The sequence below is a fragment of the Bradyrhizobium sp. Rc3b genome (assembly GCF_900114915.1).
Taxonomy (GTDB): Bacteria; Pseudomonadota; Alphaproteobacteria; order Rhizobiales; family Xanthobacteraceae; genus Bradyrhizobium.
The window spans coordinates 90,540-107,016 of sequence record NZ_FOUS01000014.1; the positions used below are offsets into that span (position 1 = coordinate 90,540).

A 16,477-nucleotide genomic window follows, 5' to 3' on the forward strand; every position below is an offset into this window, starting at 1 on the left:
TTGTGGCCTCGCTACTTCCTCCCCACCACCAGCGCATCGACGATCGTCACGCCCTGCCCCTCGGTGTGCACCAGGACCGGATTGAGCTCGATCTCGGCGATCTCCTTTGCATGCCGCGCGGCGAGCACTGAAACGTCGGCGATCAACCGCGACAAAGCCGCAACGTCCGCCTTCACCGCTCCACGAAACCCATTGAGGAGCGGCGCAGCCTTCAAGCCCGCCAGCATCGCACCCGCCTCCTCCGCACTCACCGGCGCCGGGCGGTAGACGACGTCGCGGGACAGCTCGGTGGTGATGCCGCCGAGACCCACCATCACCATGGGACCGAACGTCTCGTCGGTCATCGTGCCGACGATGATCTCGACGCCCTTCTTCGCCATCGGGCCGACCAGCACGCCTTGGATATCCGCCTCCGGCCGGTGCCGGCGCGCATTGTCCAGCAGCGCCTCGAATGCCAGAAACACCTCGCCCTTGGTGGTGATGTTGACGCGCACGCCACCGACTTCGCTCTTATGGGCGATATCAGGCGACTGAATCTTCATCGCCAGGGGAAAGCCGACGCGGGTGACGGCTCCGTCGAGCTCGTTCTTGTCTCTCACCAGCACCTCATCCGGCAGTGCGATGCCGGCGGTGCGGAGCAACGCCTTGCTGTCGGCCTCGGACAGAACGGGCGATTTCAGATGCGTAGAAAGATCGCGCGCCGGCAGCCGCGCTGTGTCCGCAGGTAGCGGCAGCTTGAAACTGGCGTAGTCGACGAGCCGACGCATCGCGACGCCGACATGGGTGAGGCCCGAGAGCACGACGACGCCGGATTTGGCGAGCTCGCGGCGGGCGAAGTCGGACGGCACCGTATAGGAATAGAACACCACCGGCTTGCGTTGCGCCGACAGCACCGGCGTCAGCTCCTCCTCCTTGAAGGGCTTGCGCACCTCGCTCGACAGCGACAGCACGACCAGGATCGCATCGACCTCGTCGGAGGCAGTGAGCACATCGACGCTCTTCTGCAAGCCGCCAGAGGTGACGCCTTGCGCGGTGACGTCGATCGGGTTGCGCGCCGTGCCATAGGACGGCATCAACTGCTTGATCCCCGCCTGGACCTTTTCTGACAGCTCCGGCACCTGCAAGCCTTGCAGCGCCACCGCATCGGCGCCCCAGATGCCGGCGCCGCCGGAGACGGTGACGACGGCAACGCGATCGCCGTTCGGCAGCGGATTGCTGGCAAGCACCGCCGCGATCGTCAGCGCTTCATCCAGATCGTTGGAGACGATGAAGCCGTATTTTGCGAACACCGCGTCATAGGCCGCCGACCAGCCGGCCATGCTCGCGGTATGCGAGGCAGCCGCGCGCTGGCCTGCGCCGGAGCGGCCGACTTTTGTCACGATCACCGGCTTTTTCATCTCCGCAGCGCGCCGGGCGGCGACGAGAAATTTGTCGACGTCGCGGATGCCCTCGATGAACAGCAGGATCACGTCGGTCGAGGAATCCTGCACCATGTAATCCAGGAACTCGCCGGCGCCGAGATCGGATTCATTGCCGGTGCTGACGACATAGCTGACGGCGATTCCGAGGGCCCGCGCGCGATGATAATAGGCGAAGCCAATGCCGCCGCTCTGCGCGACGATGCCGATCCGTTTTTTGCTGGCAACAAGCGGCACCACGCCTGGCTTGACATCGACGGCCGGACTGAATGTCGCCGCCACGCGCTGCACCTGACTGAAGAAGCCCTCGGCGTTCGGCCCGGATATCCGCATGCCGGTGCGCTTCGCCAGCGCCGCGATCGCGTCCTGCATCGCCGCGCTGTCGCCGCCCTCCTCGGCAAAGCCGGAGGAGATGATCACGGCGTTCCTGACGCCGGCGGCAGCGCATTGCTCGAGCGCGGGAAGCACGGCGCGGGCGGGGATGATGATGACGGCAAGGTCGATCGGCGCGCCGATCTCGCCGATCGATTTGTAACAGGCGAGCCCGTCGATATCGGCGTAGTTCGGGTTCACCGGGTAGATCGTCCCGGGATATTCGTTCTTGCGCAGCATCGACAACAGCCGCCCCGGGATCTTCTCGTGGTCGCGCGAGGCGCCGATCAGCGCGATGCTGGCGGGCGCGAAGAAGCTGTCGAGCGGATGCGGCATAGGACGAGTCCTTCTTATTGTTGGCTGCACCGCATCTCTCACCGTCATCCTGAGGCGCCGGAGCGCAGCGGAGGCCTCGAAGGATGAACGGCCCCACCGTGGCCGTCGCCCTTCGAGGCTCGCCGAAGGGGCGAGCACCTCAGGGTGACGGATAACGGTGGAGGGATCAACTGACGCGGAACGTCACGCCGCCCAGCAGAAACTCGTTCCCCGCCACCGCAAGCCCCCTCGCCTTCGCGGCGTGCAGCACCTGCGCAACGTCGGCCACCCGAAACTCCAGCGCGCTCATGATCTCGCTGGCGCCTTTTACGAAACGGAAGGCCGCATTGGGCAGTTTCAGCTCGGCACCTTCAGGCACAATGCCGATGATCTTCCCCCAATGCTCCGCCAGCCCCTTCGGATCCGGGCTCTGCATCTCCACGCCGGTCAGCGTCTGCGTCACGTCCTTGCGGATGAATTTCTGCCAGTCCGGTCCGGCCGGCGGATATGGCCCCAAAATATCATCGCTGCCTTCGGTGTGATTGAACTCGATGAAGGCAGCACGGCAGTCGCGGGGGTGAAGCTGGACGCCGTGATAGGGCGCATGGTCGATCACGTTGGCGGTGCGCACGCCAAGCGCATTGGCGTTGCGACCGCGCTCGTCGGGATCATTGCAGCAGAAGATCGCCATATAGCCGCCGCGGCCGCCGGTCTTCTCGATGAAGCGGCCGGCCGTGGTACCGCCCTTGAAGGGTGCGACCACCTCCAGCAAAATCGTGTCGACCGGTAGCAGCGCATTCTCCAGGCCGTATTTCGCGACATTACCGTCGCGGTAGCACACGGCGAGGCCCATGATCTCCGCGATGTCGGAGATCACGGGCGCGAGCTGCGGCGCGACCAGGCAGATCTGCCGCAACCGCATATAGGGCGCCATGGTCATACGCCCCTGAAGGTCGGCTTGCGCTTCTCGACGAAGGCCTTTGCGGCCTCCTTGTGATCCTCGGTGTCGCCGCAGCGGGTGTGATGGATCGCCTCGCCGTCAAAACAGTCTTCCAGCGCCAGATGCTCGGCATTGTTGATGTTGCGCTTGATGAAGCCGAGCGCGATCGACGGCCCTTGCGCCAGCGACAGCGCGACCTCGTGCGCGGCGGCATCGATCTCGGCGTCGGGCACGACCTTGGTCACCATGCCGATCGCATGCGCTTCCTTGGCCGTGAGCACCGGCGACATCAGATAGAGCTCGCGCGCCCGCGCGCTGCCGAGCAGCTGCGTCAGGAAATAGGTCCCGCCGTAATCGCCGGAGAAGCCGACCTTGGCGAAGGCTGTCGTGATCTTGCAGGATTCCGAGGCGATGCGCAGGTCACAGGACAGCGCCATCGACAGGCCGGCGCCAGCCGCGGCGCCGTCGAGCTGCGCCACCACGGGCTTCGGCATCTGGTGCAGGATGCGCGAGACCTCCATGCCGCGGCGCAGATTCGCAAGCTTCTGCTCGAACGGCAGCGGCGCGCGGCCCGCGGCCATCGACTTGACGTCGCCGCCGACGCAGAACGATCCGCCGGCCCCCTTGAACAGCACCGCGCGCACCTCCGGATCGTCAGCGGCGCGGCGTGCCGCTTCGACCAGCCCGGCCACCATCTCAGGGTTGAGCGCGTTCTTCCGCTCCGGACGGTTCATGGTGATGGTGAGCAGCCCGCCTTCGAGCTTTTGCAGGACCATGTCGTTGCTCATAGGGCGTCTCCCTTGTTGTTTTGCTCCGTCATTCCGGGGCGCGCGAAGCCCGAACCCGGAATCCATTTGTCGATAATCACTGCGGCCCGATGGATCCCAGGTTCGCGCTTACGCGCGCCCCGGGATGACGCTTCGCGTCACTTCTTCACCAGCGGGCAGCGCGACTGCTCCAGCGACTGGAACGCTTCGCTGCCGGGCACGGTGGCGAGCAGCTTGTAGTCGTCCCAGCGGCCCTTCGACTCCGACGGCTTCTTCACCTCGAACAGGTACATGTCGTGGATCATGCGGCCGTCCTCGCGGATCTTGCCACCCTTGGCGAAGAAGTCGTTGATCGGCGTCTCCTTCATCACCTTCATGACAGTCGCTGCATCGGTCGTGCCGGCCGCCTTCACCGCCTTCAGGTAGTGCGTGACGGAGGAGTAGACGCCGGCCTGCGCCGAGGTCGGCGGCCGCTTCACGCGCTCCTGAAAGCGCTTGGAGAAGGCGCGCGTCTCGTCGTTCATGTCCCAATAGAAGGCTTCCGCCAGTAGCAACCCCTGCGCGGTCTCCAGGCCGATCGAGTCGATATCGGTGACGAAGACGAGCAGCGGCGAGACTTTCTGACCGCCCTTCATGATCCCGAACTCCGCCGCCTGCTTGATGGCGTTGACGGTGTCGCCGCCGGCGTTCGCAAGCCCGATCACCTTGGCCTTCGAAGCCTGCGCCTGAAGCAGGAACGACGAGAAATCCGACGTGTTGAGCGGATGGCGCACGCTGCCTAGCACCTTGCCGCCGGTCTTGGTGACGACGGCACTGGTGTCCTTCTCCAGATCCTGGCCGAAGGCGTAATCGGCGGTGAGGAAGTACCAGCTGTCGAGGCCGGACTTCACGGCCGCAAGGCCGGTCACATTGGCCTGGCCGTAGGTGTCGAACACGTAGTGGATGGTATAGGGACCGCAGGCCTCGTTGGTGAGACGGATCGAGCCCGGACCGTTGAAGATGATGATCTTGTTGCGCGCCTTGGCGATCTCGCCTGCCGCAAGCGCGGTCGCGGAGGCCGCGACGTCGTAAATCATCTCGACGCCCTGGTTGTCGAGCATGTCGCGGGCGATGTTGGCGGAGAGATCGGCCTTGTTTTGATGATCGGCCGCCAGCACCTGGATCTTGCGCCCCAGCACCTCGCCGCCGAAATCCTCAACGGCCATCTTGGCCGCGGTCTCGCTGCCGGGTCCGGTGATGTCGGCATAGAGGCTCGACATGTCGAGGATGCCGCCGATCTTGAGAGGTGGCTTGTCCTGGGCCTGCGCGGCGGCGCTCGCACTGAGGGCAAACGCGGCGGCAAAAATGCCCGACAAAATTGTCTTCATGGAAAACGATCTCCCTTATCGCGCCGTACTCTGATGGCGGCTTGGTTATTGCTCTTGGCAATCGCTGTTGCCGCAATCATGCCGCATGCGCAAGAGCGCAGCAAGCGCGAGGGCGCCATGCGAGTCTTGCGGTGGCGGCATGTTTTCCGCAAAACGGAATGGTGAGATGCGGAAACATGTTTCCACGTCATTGCGAGCGTGTGAGATGACATCGAAGCCCCGCACTCGCTGCCGTAGGGTGGGCAAAGGCGCGCTCTTCGCGCCGTGCCCACGAGTCGGCGCGATCGGCAAAGACGTGGGCACGCTTCGCTTTGCCCACCCTACGAGAGTCCCTTCGTCATTGGCATCGTTTGAGTTAGGATCGACGCACAACGCAACCTCTACGGGTCACGTGGCGCAACGGCTTCACCTCATCGTCGCATTCCTTCTCCTCGCGAGTCACACCGCGCTCGCGATGCCGTGCCAGTTCGAGTCGCAAAGCGAAGGCCGTGTCGCTGCGATCGTCGATGCGCGCAGCGTTCGTCTCGACGATGGCCGCGAGATCCGCCTCGCAGGCATCGAGACGACGGCGACGACGAAGCAGGCGCTGGCCTCACTGCTCGCGAGCCGCGACGTGACACTCCGCGGCAACGACGACACGCCCGACCGCTACGGCCGCCAGGGCGCGCTGGTCTTCATCGGCGAGAGCGACACCTCGGTGCAGGCCATGCTGCTCGCCCAGGGCGACGCCCTGGTGTCGGCCGAAATCACGGACAAGGACTGCGCGGCGGCCCTGATGGCGTCGGAGGCCGAGGCGCGGCGCCAAAAAAAGGGCAGTTGGGCTGACCCGTCGGCCATAAAAAACGCGGAAAGTCCGGACGATATTTTGGCGGGGATCGGGCGCTTTATGGTGGTCGAGGGCAAAGTCCTGTCGGTCCGGCAAGCTGGGGCAATGACCTACCTCAACTTCGGACGGAACTGGACACGTGGCTTTGCCGTGACTATTTCAAAGCGCACGCTACCGGCGTTCGAAAATGCCGGGATCACCCTTAAGTCATTGGAAAGTAAGCGTATTCGAGTCCGAGGCTGGGTCGAGGGAAGTACGGGGCCGCGCATCGATGTGCGTCTCTTGGGACAGGTTGAATTGCTGGGCGCAAACGAGCCTACTGGGGTAAGGCCTTAACGGCCGGGCACGGGTTAATTGAAGTGAATGGGGTGCTAGAACGGCACGGACTGGGCGATTGCCGCCGCCTGCGGGCGGCGCCGGCCGCGCTTTGCCTTGCGCTGGGCGGGCTTCTCGCCGGCTGCGGCGACATGGGCCGGTTCCAGGCTGCCGCGACCCCACCGACCGTTGCGATGCCCAAGCCGAAGCCGGCCGTCGCGCAGACCCCCGCCACCGAGAAGGAGCACGAGCGCATCCTGGCGAGCTATGGCGGCACTTACGACGATCCCAGGCTCGAATCGCTCGTCAGCAAGACCGTCGACCGGCTGGTCGCAGCGTCCGACCGTCCCGACCAGGGCTACAAGGTCACCATCCTCAATTCCGGCGCGGTGAACGCCTTCGCGCTGCCGAACGGCCAGCTCTATGTCACCCGCGGACTTCTCGCGCTCGCCAGCGACACCTCGGAATTGTCCTCCGTGCTCAGCCACGAGATGGCGCACGTGCTGTCCAAGCATGCCGCGATGCGCGAGGACCAGGCGCGCCAGGCCGCGATCGTCACCCGCGTCGTCACCGACATGAGCAACGACCCCGATCTCACCGCGCTCGCGCTGGCCAAGACCAAGCTCACCATGGCGAGTTTTTCGCGCAAGCAGGAGTTCGAGGCCGACGGCATCGGCGTCGGCATTTCCGCCAAGGCGCATTTCGATCCCTACGGTGCTGCGCGCTTCCTCTCCGCGATGGAGCGCAATGCCGAGCTGAAGGCCGGCAAGAGCTCGCTCGATCCGCGCGCGCAGGATTTCACCTCCTCGCATCCGGCAACCCCGGAGCGCGTGCAGAACGCGCAGACCATCGCGCGGCAATACACGGCGCCTGAAGGCGCCGAGCGCGACCGCGAGAGCTATCTCGCTGCGATCGACAACCTCGTCTACGGCGAAGACCCCAGCGAAGGTTTCGTCCGCGGCCGCCGCTTCCTGCATCCGAAGCTGGGCTTCACCTTCCAGGCGCCGGACAATTTCACGCTCGACAACACCGCGCAGGCGGTGATCGGCGTGCGCGAGGGCGGCGCACAGGCGATGCGTTTCGACGTGGTGCGCGTGCCGGCCGAGCAGTCGCTCGGCGACTACCTCAATTCCGGCTGGATGGAGGGCGTCGAGAAGGCGTCCACCGAAGACATCACCATCAACGGTTTCCCGGCTGCGTCGGCCACCGCCAAAGGCGACCAGTGGCAGTTCAAGGTCTACGCGCTGCGCTTCGGCAGCGACGTCTATCGCTTCATCTTCGCGGCACGGCAGAAGTCGACCGAGAGTGAGCGCAACGCGCGCGAGACCGTCAATTCATTCCGCCGCCTGACGCTCGACGAGATCCAGGCCGCGCGCCCGCTCCGCATCAAAGTCATCACCGTGCAGCCCGGCGACACCGTGGAATCGCTCTCCCACCGCATGGCCGGCGTCGACCATCCCGCCGAACGCTTCCGCGTGCTGAACGGCCTCGATCGCACCGCGCAGGTGAAGGTGCGTGATCGCGTGAAGATCGTGGCGGATTAGCGAAACGGGTGGTGCCGTAGGGTGGGCAAAGCGCAAGCGTGCCCACGCATCTTTTGCGATCGAGAGAGATGGTGGGCACGGCGCAAGGGCGCCTTTGCCCACCCTACCGCACCTGTGATGTGGCTACAGCTCGAGCTTAACGCCCCGTATCCATATCGCCCTTCTCGCGCTGGCCGCTGAGCCAGAGCGCCAGCAGGGTCCAGAACGCGCCGGACAACAGATACGCGCCCGAGGCGATGACGCCGAGATTGGTCGCGAGCAGCAAGGCGACCAGCGGCGCGAAGCCGGCACCGAACAGCCAGGCCATGTCCGAGGTCAGCGCGGACGCCGTGTATCGGTACGCCTGCTTGAAGTTCGAGGCGATCGCGCCCGAGGACTGGCCGAACGACAGGCCGAGCAGGATGAAGCCGATCACCATATAGATGGTCTCGCCGAACGCGCCGGCATCGAGCAGCTGCGGGGCAAAGCCGCTATAGATCGCGATCGCGATCGCCGATCCCATCAGCAGCGACTTGCGGCCGACGCGGTCGGCGATGATGCCGGACATCACGATCGCGCCAACGCCGAACACGGCGGCGACGATCTCGATGATCAGGAAGCGTACCGGGCTTTCGCGGGTGAACAGGAACACCCAGGACAGCGGAAACACCGTAACCATGTGAAACAGCGCGAAGCTCGCCAGCGGTGCGAACGCTCCCAGCATGATGTTCTGGCCTTCGCTCGCGACGGTGTCGGAGATGCGCGCGGGCTGCAACTCGCGGGTCTCGAACAGCGAGGCATATTCCTCCGTCGTCACCATGCGCAGGCGCGCGAACAGCGCCACGACGTTGATGGCAAAGGCGACGAAGAACGGATAGCGCCAGCCCCAGTCGAAGAAATCGTCGGCCGAGAGGTTGCCGGCGAAATAGGCGAACAGCGCGCTCGCCACGATCAGCCCGAGCGGAGCGCCGAGCTGCGGCACCATCGCGTACCAGCCGCGCTTGGAGGGCGGCGCGTTCAGCGCCAGCAGCGAAGCCATGCCGTCCCAGGCACCGCCCCAGGCCAGACCCTGCGCGATGCGCGCCAGCGCCAGCAGCCAGATCGCGGCAACGCCGATGTCGTGATAGCCGGGCAGGAACGCCAGCGCGACCGTGGCGGTGCCGAGCAGGAACAGCGCCGAGATCAGCTTGGCGGTCTTGCCGTAGGCACGGTCCACCGTCATGAAAATGACGGTGCCGATCGGCCGCGCCATGAAGGCCAGCGCGAAGATCATGAAGGAATAGAGCGTGCCGGTCAGCTCGCTCGCGAACGGGAACACCAGGCGCGGGAACACGATCACCGAGGCGATCGCGAAGACGAAGAAGTCGAAGAATTCCGAGGTGCGGCCGATGATGACGCCGATGGCGATCTCGCCGGGACTGGCCTGGTCGTGGCCGTGCTCGCCCGTGTGGAGGTCTGCCATTGCGGGGGTCTGTGCCGTCGCCATTCGTGCGCCCTTAACGTCCTGAAAACCAAAGCCGACCGCCCGGCGGGCGCCGGGCAATCTGGCCCTCTCTGACCCAACATTCCGCACTGCAACATTGGACAAATTGTCCAATGTCCGGATTGTTGCGCCGCAGCTACCCGTTGGCCCCGCAAAAGAAACTCATTCTCAAAGGCTCGGCCCGTGTCTCGTCTCAAGATCCTGGCGCTACTACCTCTGGCTGCTGCGCTCAGCGGCTGCGACTACGTCGTGCTGGCGCCAGCCGGCGATATCGCTGCCCAGCAGCGCGACCTCGTCATCATCTCCACCGTCCTGATGCTCCTGATCGTCGTCCCCGTGATGGCGCTGACGGTGCTGTTCGCCTGGCGCTATCGCCAGTCCAACACGGCCGCTCGCTATGAGCCGGAATGGGACCACTCGACCAAGCTCGAGCTGGTGATCTGGTCGGCGCCGCTGCTGATCATCGTCTGCCTGGGCGCACTGACCTGGATGGGCACGCATCTGCTCGACCCCTATCGCACTCTCGGCCGCATCCATGCCGACCGCGCCGTGGACCAGTCCAAGGCCCCGCTCGAGGTCGACGTCGTCGCGCTCGACTGGAAGTGGCTCTTTATCTATCCGGATTACGGCATCGCCACCGTCAACGAGCTCGCAGCACCGGTCGACCGTCCGATCAACTTCCGCATCACCGCATCCTCGGTGATGAACTCGTTCTACATCCCCGCGCTTGCCGGCCAGATCTACGCGATGCCGGGCATGGAGACGAAGCTCCACGCCGTCGTCAACCACGCCGGCACCTACAAGGGCTTCTCGGCGAACTACAGCGGCGCCGGCTTCTCAGGCATGCACTTCAACTTTAGAGGACTCGACGACAAGGGCTTTGACGCCTGGATCGCCAGCGCCAAATCCGCCGGCGGCTCGCTCGGCCGCGCCGAATATCTTCAGCTCGAAAAGCCCAGCCAGAACGAGCCGGAACGCCGCTACGGCACGATCGACTCCGATCTCTACCGCCTGATCCTCAACATGTGCGTCGAGACCGGCAAGATGTGCCAAAGCGAGATGATGGCGATCGACGCCAAGGGCGGCAACGGTCATCAGGGCCTGAACAACACCCTGCCGCTCACTTACGACAAGTACGCCCGCCGCGGCACCCCGCTCGGGCCGGAGCCGACTTTCGTCGCCGGCACCTGCACGCCCGATGCGCCGCAGGGCAAGACCACGGCGTCGATCACGGCTCCTGTCGACACCGCGCCGCTGCTCGGCGCCGGCCTGAAGCGGCCGAGCTTCGCGCCGCTCAAGTCCTCGTCCTTCTTCCTCGGACTGCGTCCGAAGTCAGACTCCTAAAGAGATCCCCGCATGTCTCCTGATCTTCTCAAGCTCATCTTCGGCCGGCTCGGCTTCGAATCGTTGCCGCTGCACGAGCCGATCGTCGTCGGCACCTTCGCGGTGGTCGCGCTCGGCGGCGCCGCACTGCTCGGCGGCCTCACCTATTTCCGCCTCTGGGGTTATCTCTGGCGCGAATGGTTCACCACCGTGGACCACAAGCGCATCGGCATCATGTACATGATCCTCGGCATCGTGATGCTGCTGCGCGGCTTTGCCGATGCGCTGATGATGCGCGGCCAGCAGATGCTGGCCTTTGGCGGCTCCGAAGGCTATCTCAACGCCCATCACTACGACCAGGTCTTCACCGCCCACGGCGTGATCATGATCTTCTTCGTGGCGATGCCGCTGGTGACCGGCCTGATGAACTATGTCGTGCCGCTCCAGATCGGCGCGCGCGACGTGTCGTTCCCGTTCCTGAACAATTTCAGCTTCTGGATGACGGTCGGCGGCGCAGTGCTGGTGATGGCTTCGCTGTTCATCGGCGAATTCGCCCGCACCGGCTGGCTGGCTTATCCGCCGCTGTCGAACATCGGCTACAGCCCCGATGTCGGCGTCGACTATTACATCTGGGCGCTGCAGGTCGCGGGCGTCGGCACGACATTGTCAGGCATCAACCTGATCTGCACCATCGTCAAGCTGCGGTGTCCCGGCATGACCATGATGAAGATGCCGGTCTTCACCTGGACGTCGCTCTGCACCAACGTCCTGATCGTCGCCTCCTTCCCGGTTCTGACAGTGGTGCTCGCGCTGCTCTCGCTCGACCGCTACGTCGGCACCAACTTCTTCACGAACGATTTCGGCGGCAGCCCGATGATGTACGTGAACCTGATCTGGATCTGGGGTCATCCCGAAGTCTACATCCTGGTTCTCCCGGCGTTCGGCATCTTCTCGGAAGTGACCTCGACCTTCTCCGGCAAGCGGCTGTTCGGCTACACCTCGATGGTCTACGCCACGGTCGTCATCACCATCCTGTCGTACCTGGTCTGGCTGCATCACTTCTTCACGATGGGCTCGGGCGCCAGCGTCAACTCGTTCTTCGGCATCACCACGATGATCATCTCGATCCCGACGGGCGCGAAGATGTTCAACTGGCTGTTCACGATGTATCGCGGCCGCATCCGCTACGAGCTGCCGATGATGTGGACGATCGCCTTCATGCTGACCTTCGTGATCGGCGGCATGACCGGCGTGCTGCTGGCGGTGCCGCCGGCCGACTTCGTGCTGCACAACAGCCTGTTCCTGATCGCGCACTTCCACAACGTGATCATCGGCGGCGTGGTGTTCGGCGCCTTCGCCGGCATCTCCTACTGGTTCCCGAAAGCGTTCGGCTTCAAGCTCGATCCATTCTGGGGCAAGATGTCGTTCTGGTTCTGGGTCACCGGCTTCTACCTCGCCTTCATGCCGCTCTACGTGCTCGGCCTGATGGGCGTGACCCGCCGCCTGCGCGTGTTCGACGATCCGTCCTTGCAGATCTGGTTCGTCATCGCCGCGATCGGGGCCTTCCTCGTCCTGCTCGGTATCCTCAGCATGCTGATGCAGTTCGCGGTCAGCTTCCTCAGGCGCGAGCAGCTCAAGGACGTCACCGGCGATCCCTGGGACGCGCGCACGCTGGAATGGGCGACCTCCTCGCCCCCGCCGGACTACAACTTCGCCTTCACCCCCGTCGTTCACGACAATGACGCGTGGTGGGACATGAAGAAGCACGGCTACCAGCGTCCGCTCACCGGGTTCAGGCCGATCCACATGCCCAGCAGCACCGGCACCGGCATCATCCTCGCCGGCCTCGCCACCGCGATGGGATTCGGCCTGATCTGGTACATCTGGTGGCTCGCCGCAGTGTGCTTCGCCGCGCTGCTCGTCGTCGGCATCGGCCACACCTTCAACTATCACCGCGACTTCGACATTCCGGCTGAAGACGTCATCCGGACCGAGGACGCGCGCACCAAACTGCTCGCCGGAGCCAAGTAAATGACTGTCGCTGTCAATCCCGCCCAGACCGGCGAGCCGGTCTTCTATCTCGCCGACGAACACCCGCATCCGGAAGGCTGGAGCACCTCGCTCGGCTTCTGGATCTACCTGATGAGCGACTGTCTCATCTTCGCGATCCTGTTCGCCACCTTTGGCGTGCTCGGTGGCAACTACGCCGCAGGCCCCGCACCGAAGGACCTGTTCGACCTGAACCTGGTCGCGGTGAACACTTCGATGCTGCTGCTGTCGTCGATCACGTATGGCTTTGCCATGCTGACGATGCAGCAGAACAAGGTCGCACAGACGCAAATCTGGCTGGCGATCACCGGCCTGTTCGGTCTCGCCTTCATCGGCATCGAGCTCACCGAGTTCGCTCACATGATCCATGAAGGCGCCACGCCCCAGCGCAGCGCCTTCCTGTCGGCGTTCTTCACCCTGGTCGGCACCCACGGCCTGCACGTTTCCTGCGGCCTGATCTGGCTGGTGACGCTGATGGTGCAGGTCCAGAAGTTCGGCCTGATCGAAGCCAACCGCCGCCGCCTGATGTGCCTGTCGATGTTCTGGCACTTCCTCGACGTGGTCTGGATCGGCGTCTTCACCTTCGTCTATCTCCTGGGAGTTCTGCGATGAGCACCGATACCCACGCAGCCGGCGCGCACGACCATCACCACGCCGACGGCCACGCCCACAGCACGTTCTCGGGCTACATGCTCGGCTTCGTGCTCTCGGTCGTGCTGACCGCGATCCCGTTCTGGCTGGTGATGAGCGGCGCACTGCCGAGCAAGCAGATCACCGCGCTCGTGATCATGGCCTTCGCGGTCGTGCAGATCGTCGTGCACATGATCTACTTCCTGCACATGAACACGACGTCCGAGAACGGCTGGAGCATGATGGCGCTGATCTTCACCATCGTCATGGTGGTGATCGCGCTGTCGGGTTCGCTGTGGGTGATGAGCCACCTCAACAGCAACATGATGCCGATCCACCAGATGAGCGGAATGAAGTGAGCGAAGTCAGGACCGTGACCAGCAAGACGAGCGGGGCGCGCAGCGAGGCTGCGCGGTCCCCGTCCCTGTGGCTCACGGTCCTCTCGCTGACGGCCTTTGTTGTTCTGATCGCACTCGGCATCTGGCAGATCGAGCGCCGCGCCTGGAAGCTGGCGCTGATCGACCGCGTCGAGCAGCGTGTCCATGCCCCGGCCCAGCCGATCCCCTCGCCCGATTCATGGCCTGCGGTTTCCAGGGCAAATGACGAATACAGGCATGTCAGCGTCACCGGCCGCTTCCTGCATGACCGCGAGACGCTGGTCCAGGCGGTCACCGAGGAAGGCCCGGGCTATTGGGTGCTGACACCGCTCCAGCGCGATGACGACACACAGGTCCTGGTCAACCGCGGCTTCGTGCCGTCCGAGCGGCGCGACGCATCGACGCGCCGGGACGGCAATCCGGACGGCCAGGTCGAGATCACCGGCCTGCTCCGCATGACAGAGCCGAAAGGCGGATTCCTCCGGAACAACGTGCCCCAGCACAACCGCTGGTATTCGCGGGATGTCGCCGCGATTGCGACCGCCCGCGGTCTGCACGATGTCGCGCCGTTCTTCGTCGATGCCGATGCCGGATCACAATCCGGCAGCGGTCCAATCGGCGGATTGACCGTGGTCAGCTTTCCCAATAACCACCTGATCTACGCGCTGACGTGGTTCGCCCTGGCTTTCATGCTGGCGGGTAAACTCTTCGTCACATTCGGCGGCGGGCTGTTCCGCCGCAAACGCTTCGTCCACGAAAAGGCAGGCGGCTCCGATGCCGTCGCCCGCAGGACGGGATCAGATGCTGGAACGATCGTCGAGCCGACCTGACGACGGGAAGACGCTTTCCCACACACTTGCGCATGGCGGGCTGGCCGTCACGCTGCAATCGCAGGCGGACGCGCGCAGCGAGCTGATCGGCACGACTCCGACCGACGACGAGACCAACCGCAAGAACATGGCGCTGCTGATCCAGCTGCGCTGGACCGCGGTGGTCGGCCAGATCGTGACGATCGGCGGCGTGCATCTTGGGCTCGGCATTCCCCTGCCGCTGGAGCGGATGGGCGCGGTGATCGGCGCGCTGGTGCTGCTCAACGTCTCCAGCCTGGTCTGGGTGCGCCATCGCGCCGCGATCACCAACAACGAGCTGCTGGTCGCCTTGATGCTGGACGTCGCCGCGCTAACCGCGCAGCTCTACCTCTCTGGCGGCGCCACCAATCCCTTCACCTCGCTGTTCCTGCTCCAGGTGACGCTCGGCGCGGTGCTGCTCGATGCCCGCTCGACCTGGTCGCTGGTCGCGCTGACCTGCGCGAGTTTTGTCTGGCTGACGCTGGCATACCGCCCGCTGGACCTGCCGCCGAACCCGCTGAGCGAGACCTATACGCTCACGGTCGCCGGCATGCTGCTGGGCTTCGTTCTCAACGCCGTGCTGCTGGTCGTGTTCGTCACCCGCATCAACAGGAATTTGCGCGAGCGCGACGCGAATCTGGCCGCGCTGCGCCAGCATGCCGCCGAGCAGGATCACATCGTCCGCATGGGCCTGCTCGCCTCCGGCGCGGCCCATGAGCTCGGCACACCGCTCGCCTCGCTCTCGGTGATCCTCAGCGATTGGCGCCGCATGCCGGATCTTGCCGCCGATCAGGAGCTCGCCGAGGACCTCGCGGAGATGGAAACCTCGCTGCAGCGCTGCAAGTCGATCGTGACGGGCATCCTGGTCTCGGCCGGCGAAGCGCGCGGCGAAGGCTCATCGCCGACGACGGTGACGGCCTTCGTGACCGCCCTGGTCGACGAATGGCGCGACGCGCGCTCGGCGCGGACGCTCTACTTCGTCAATACGTTCGGAGCGGACGTCGCCATCGTCTCCGACATCGCGCTGAAGCAGGTCATCTTCAACGTGCTCGACAACGCCCATGAAGTCTCGCGGGAATGGGTCGAGCTCGTCGCCGAGCGCGAGGGCGACAATCTCGTGCTGTCGATCAGCGATCGCGGCCCGGGCTTTGCGCCGGAGATGCTGGCGCAGCTCGGAAAACCCTATCACTCGAGCAAGGGCCGCGCCGGCGGCGGGCTCGGGCTGTTCCTGGTGGTGAACGTGGTGCGCAAGCTCGGAGGCACCGTGACCGCCGAGAACCACAGGAAGCGCGGCGCCACCGTCCGCCTCACGCTACCGCTCGCAACGCTGGCGATCGGAGGGAATTTTGACGCCTGACCGTTCGCTCATCGTCGTCGAGGACGATGCCGGCTTTGCGCGCACGCTGAAGCGCTCGTTCGAGCGCCGCGGCTATGATGTCGTGCTCGCCGCCTCGATCGAGGACGTGCGGAACGTGCTGGAGGAACGCTCCTTCGGCCACGCCGTCGTCGACCTCAAGCTCGGCGGCGCCTCGGGCCTTGCCTGCGTCGAGCTGCTGCACACGCACGACCCTGACATGCTGATCGTGGTGCTCACCGGCTTTGCCAGCATCTCGACCGCCGTCGAGGCGATCAAGCTGGGCGCCTGCCACTATCTCGCAAAGCCCTCGAACACCGACGACATCGAAGCCGCCTTCAACAAGGCCGAAGGCAACGCCGAGGTCGCGCTCGATGCACGGCCGACCTCGATCAAGACGCTGGAATGGGAGCGCATCCACCAGACCCTGATCGAGACCGATTTCAATATCTCGGAGGCGGCAAGAAGGCTCGGCATGCACCGGCGCACGCTGGCAAGGAAGCTCGAGAAGCGGCCGGTGAAGTGACCCGCCACGCGTCGTTTGACGAAGACTCTCTCCTCTCGTCGTCC

14 protein-coding genes are annotated in these 16,477 nt (G+C 64.7%); 9 read left to right on the plus strand and 5 right to left on the minus strand.

Annotated elements, in window-relative coordinates:
* Window positions 1-11: 11 nt before the first annotated feature.
* The 4 genes from BM190_RS29560 to BM190_RS29575 form a co-directional block, all read right to left on the minus strand.
* Window positions 12-2,126 (minus strand): acetate--CoA ligase family protein, encoded by a 2,115-nt coding sequence (locus BM190_RS29560; RefSeq protein ID WP_092261286.1) that lies wholly within the window; start codon window positions 2,124-2,126, stop codon window positions 12-14.
* A 166-nt stretch (window positions 2,127-2,292) separates the two neighbouring features.
* A complete protein-coding gene (locus tag BM190_RS29565; protein ID WP_177237370.1) occupies window positions 2,293-3,039 on the minus strand; it encodes a VOC family protein in 747 nt (248 codons plus the stop codon).
* Window positions 3,040-3,041: 2 nt separating this feature from the next.
* Entirely contained in the window at window positions 3,042-3,833 is a 792-nt protein-coding gene (locus BM190_RS29570; protein WP_092261288.1) for an enoyl-CoA hydratase, read from the minus strand.
* Window positions 3,834-3,970: 137 nt separating this feature from the next.
* Window positions 3,971-5,179 carry an ABC transporter substrate-binding protein gene (locus BM190_RS29575; protein WP_018316471.1) on the minus strand — a complete coding sequence of 403 codons (1,209 nt, stop codon included), beginning with the start codon at window positions 5,177-5,179 and terminating at the stop codon, window positions 3,971-3,973.
* Window positions 5,180-5,570: 391 nt separating this feature from the next.
* On the opposite strand from BM190_RS29575, the gene BM190_RS29580 reads away from it, so the two are divergent.
* Both BM190_RS29580 and BM190_RS29585 read left to right on the plus strand, forming a co-directional pair.
* A complete protein-coding gene (locus BM190_RS29580; protein WP_244550764.1) occupies window positions 5,571-6,341 on the plus strand; it encodes a thermonuclease family protein in 771 nt (256 codons plus the stop codon).
* A gap of 32 nt (window positions 6,342-6,373) precedes the next feature.
* Window positions 6,374-7,864 carry a M48 family metalloprotease gene (locus tag BM190_RS29585; protein WP_018316474.1) on the plus strand — a complete coding sequence of 497 codons (1,491 nt, stop codon included), beginning with the start codon at window positions 6,374-6,376 and terminating at the stop codon, window positions 7,862-7,864.
* A 136-nt stretch (window positions 7,865-8,000) separates the two neighbouring features.
* Here BM190_RS29585 and BM190_RS29590 read toward each other — a convergent pair whose 3' ends face one another.
* On the minus strand, window positions 8,001-9,329 hold the full coding sequence (locus BM190_RS29590; protein ID WP_018316475.1) for an MFS transporter: 1,329 nt from the start codon (window positions 9,327-9,329) through the stop codon (window positions 8,001-8,003).
* Between the two features lie 180 nt (window positions 9,330-9,509).
* On the opposite strand from BM190_RS29590, the gene cyoA reads away from it, so the two are divergent.
* Genes cyoA through BM190_RS29625 form a run of 7 tightly spaced genes read left to right on the plus strand, consistent with a single transcriptional unit; the run spans window position 9,510 to window position 16,433 of the window.
* A complete protein-coding gene (gene cyoA, locus BM190_RS29595) occupies window positions 9,510-10,670 on the plus strand; it encodes a ubiquinol oxidase subunit II (protein ID WP_092261290.1) in 1,161 nt (386 codons plus the stop codon).
* 12 nt (window positions 10,671-10,682) lie between these two features.
* Window positions 10,683-12,680, plus strand: a complete 1,998-nt coding sequence (gene cyoB / locus BM190_RS29600; RefSeq protein ID WP_092261291.1) for a cytochrome o ubiquinol oxidase subunit I — start codon at window positions 10,683-10,685, stop codon at window positions 12,678-12,680.
* Window positions 12,681-13,310 (plus strand): cytochrome o ubiquinol oxidase subunit III, encoded by a 630-nt coding sequence (gene cyoC / locus BM190_RS29605; RefSeq protein ID WP_018316478.1) that lies wholly within the window; start codon window positions 12,681-12,683, stop codon window positions 13,308-13,310.
* Window positions 13,307-13,687, plus strand: coding sequence for a cytochrome o ubiquinol oxidase subunit IV (gene cyoD, locus BM190_RS29610; protein ID WP_092261292.1), 381 nt, complete (start codon window positions 13,307-13,309; stop codon window positions 13,685-13,687). The genes cyoC and cyoD overlap by 4 nt, the downstream gene beginning before the upstream one ends.
* Window positions 13,684-14,535: an SURF1 family protein gene (locus tag BM190_RS29615; protein ID WP_092261293.1), complete on the plus strand. Its 852-nt coding sequence runs from the start codon at window positions 13,684-13,686 to the stop codon at window positions 14,533-14,535. Before cyoD ends, BM190_RS29615 begins: the two co-directional genes overlap by 4 nt.
* Window positions 14,507-15,910: an ATP-binding protein gene (locus tag BM190_RS29620; RefSeq protein ID WP_177237371.1), complete on the plus strand. Its 1,404-nt coding sequence runs from the start codon at window positions 14,507-14,509 to the stop codon at window positions 15,908-15,910. The genes BM190_RS29615 and BM190_RS29620 overlap by 29 nt, the downstream gene beginning before the upstream one ends.
* A complete protein-coding gene (locus tag BM190_RS29625) occupies window positions 15,900-16,433 on the plus strand; it encodes a response regulator transcription factor (protein WP_018316482.1) in 534 nt (177 codons plus the stop codon). Before BM190_RS29620 ends, BM190_RS29625 begins: the two co-directional genes overlap by 11 nt.
* Window positions 16,434-16,477 lie beyond the last annotated feature (44 nt).

Coding starts and splice junctions, on each gene's coding strand:
- BM190_RS29560 (WP_092261286.1), bottom strand. CDS start 2,126: ATGCCGCATCCGCTCGACAGCTTCTTCGCGCCCGCCAGCATCGCGCTG.
- BM190_RS29620 (WP_177237371.1), top strand. CDS start 14,507: ATGCTGGAACGATCGTCGAGCCGACCTGACGACGGGAAGACGCTTTCC.
- cyoC (WP_018316478.1), top strand. CDS start 12,681: ATGACTGTCGCTGTCAATCCCGCCCAGACCGGCGAGCCGGTCTTCTAT.
- cyoD (WP_092261292.1), top strand. CDS start 13,307: ATGAGCACCGATACCCACGCAGCCGGCGCGCACGACCATCACCACGCC.
- BM190_RS29565 (WP_177237370.1), bottom strand. CDS start 3,039: ATGGCGCCCTATATGCGGTTGCGGCAGATCTGCCTGGTCGCGCCGCAG.
- BM190_RS29575 (WP_018316471.1), bottom strand. CDS start 5,179: ATGAAGACAATTTTGTCGGGCATTTTTGCCGCCGCGTTTGCCCTCAGT.
- BM190_RS29570 (WP_092261288.1), bottom strand. CDS start 3,833: ATGAGCAACGACATGGTCCTGCAAAAGCTCGAAGGCGGGCTGCTCACC.
- cyoB (WP_092261291.1), top strand. CDS start 10,683: ATGTCTCCTGATCTTCTCAAGCTCATCTTCGGCCGGCTCGGCTTCGAA.
- BM190_RS29590 (WP_018316475.1), bottom strand. CDS start 9,329: ATGGCGACGGCACAGACCCCCGCAATGGCAGACCTCCACACGGGCGAG.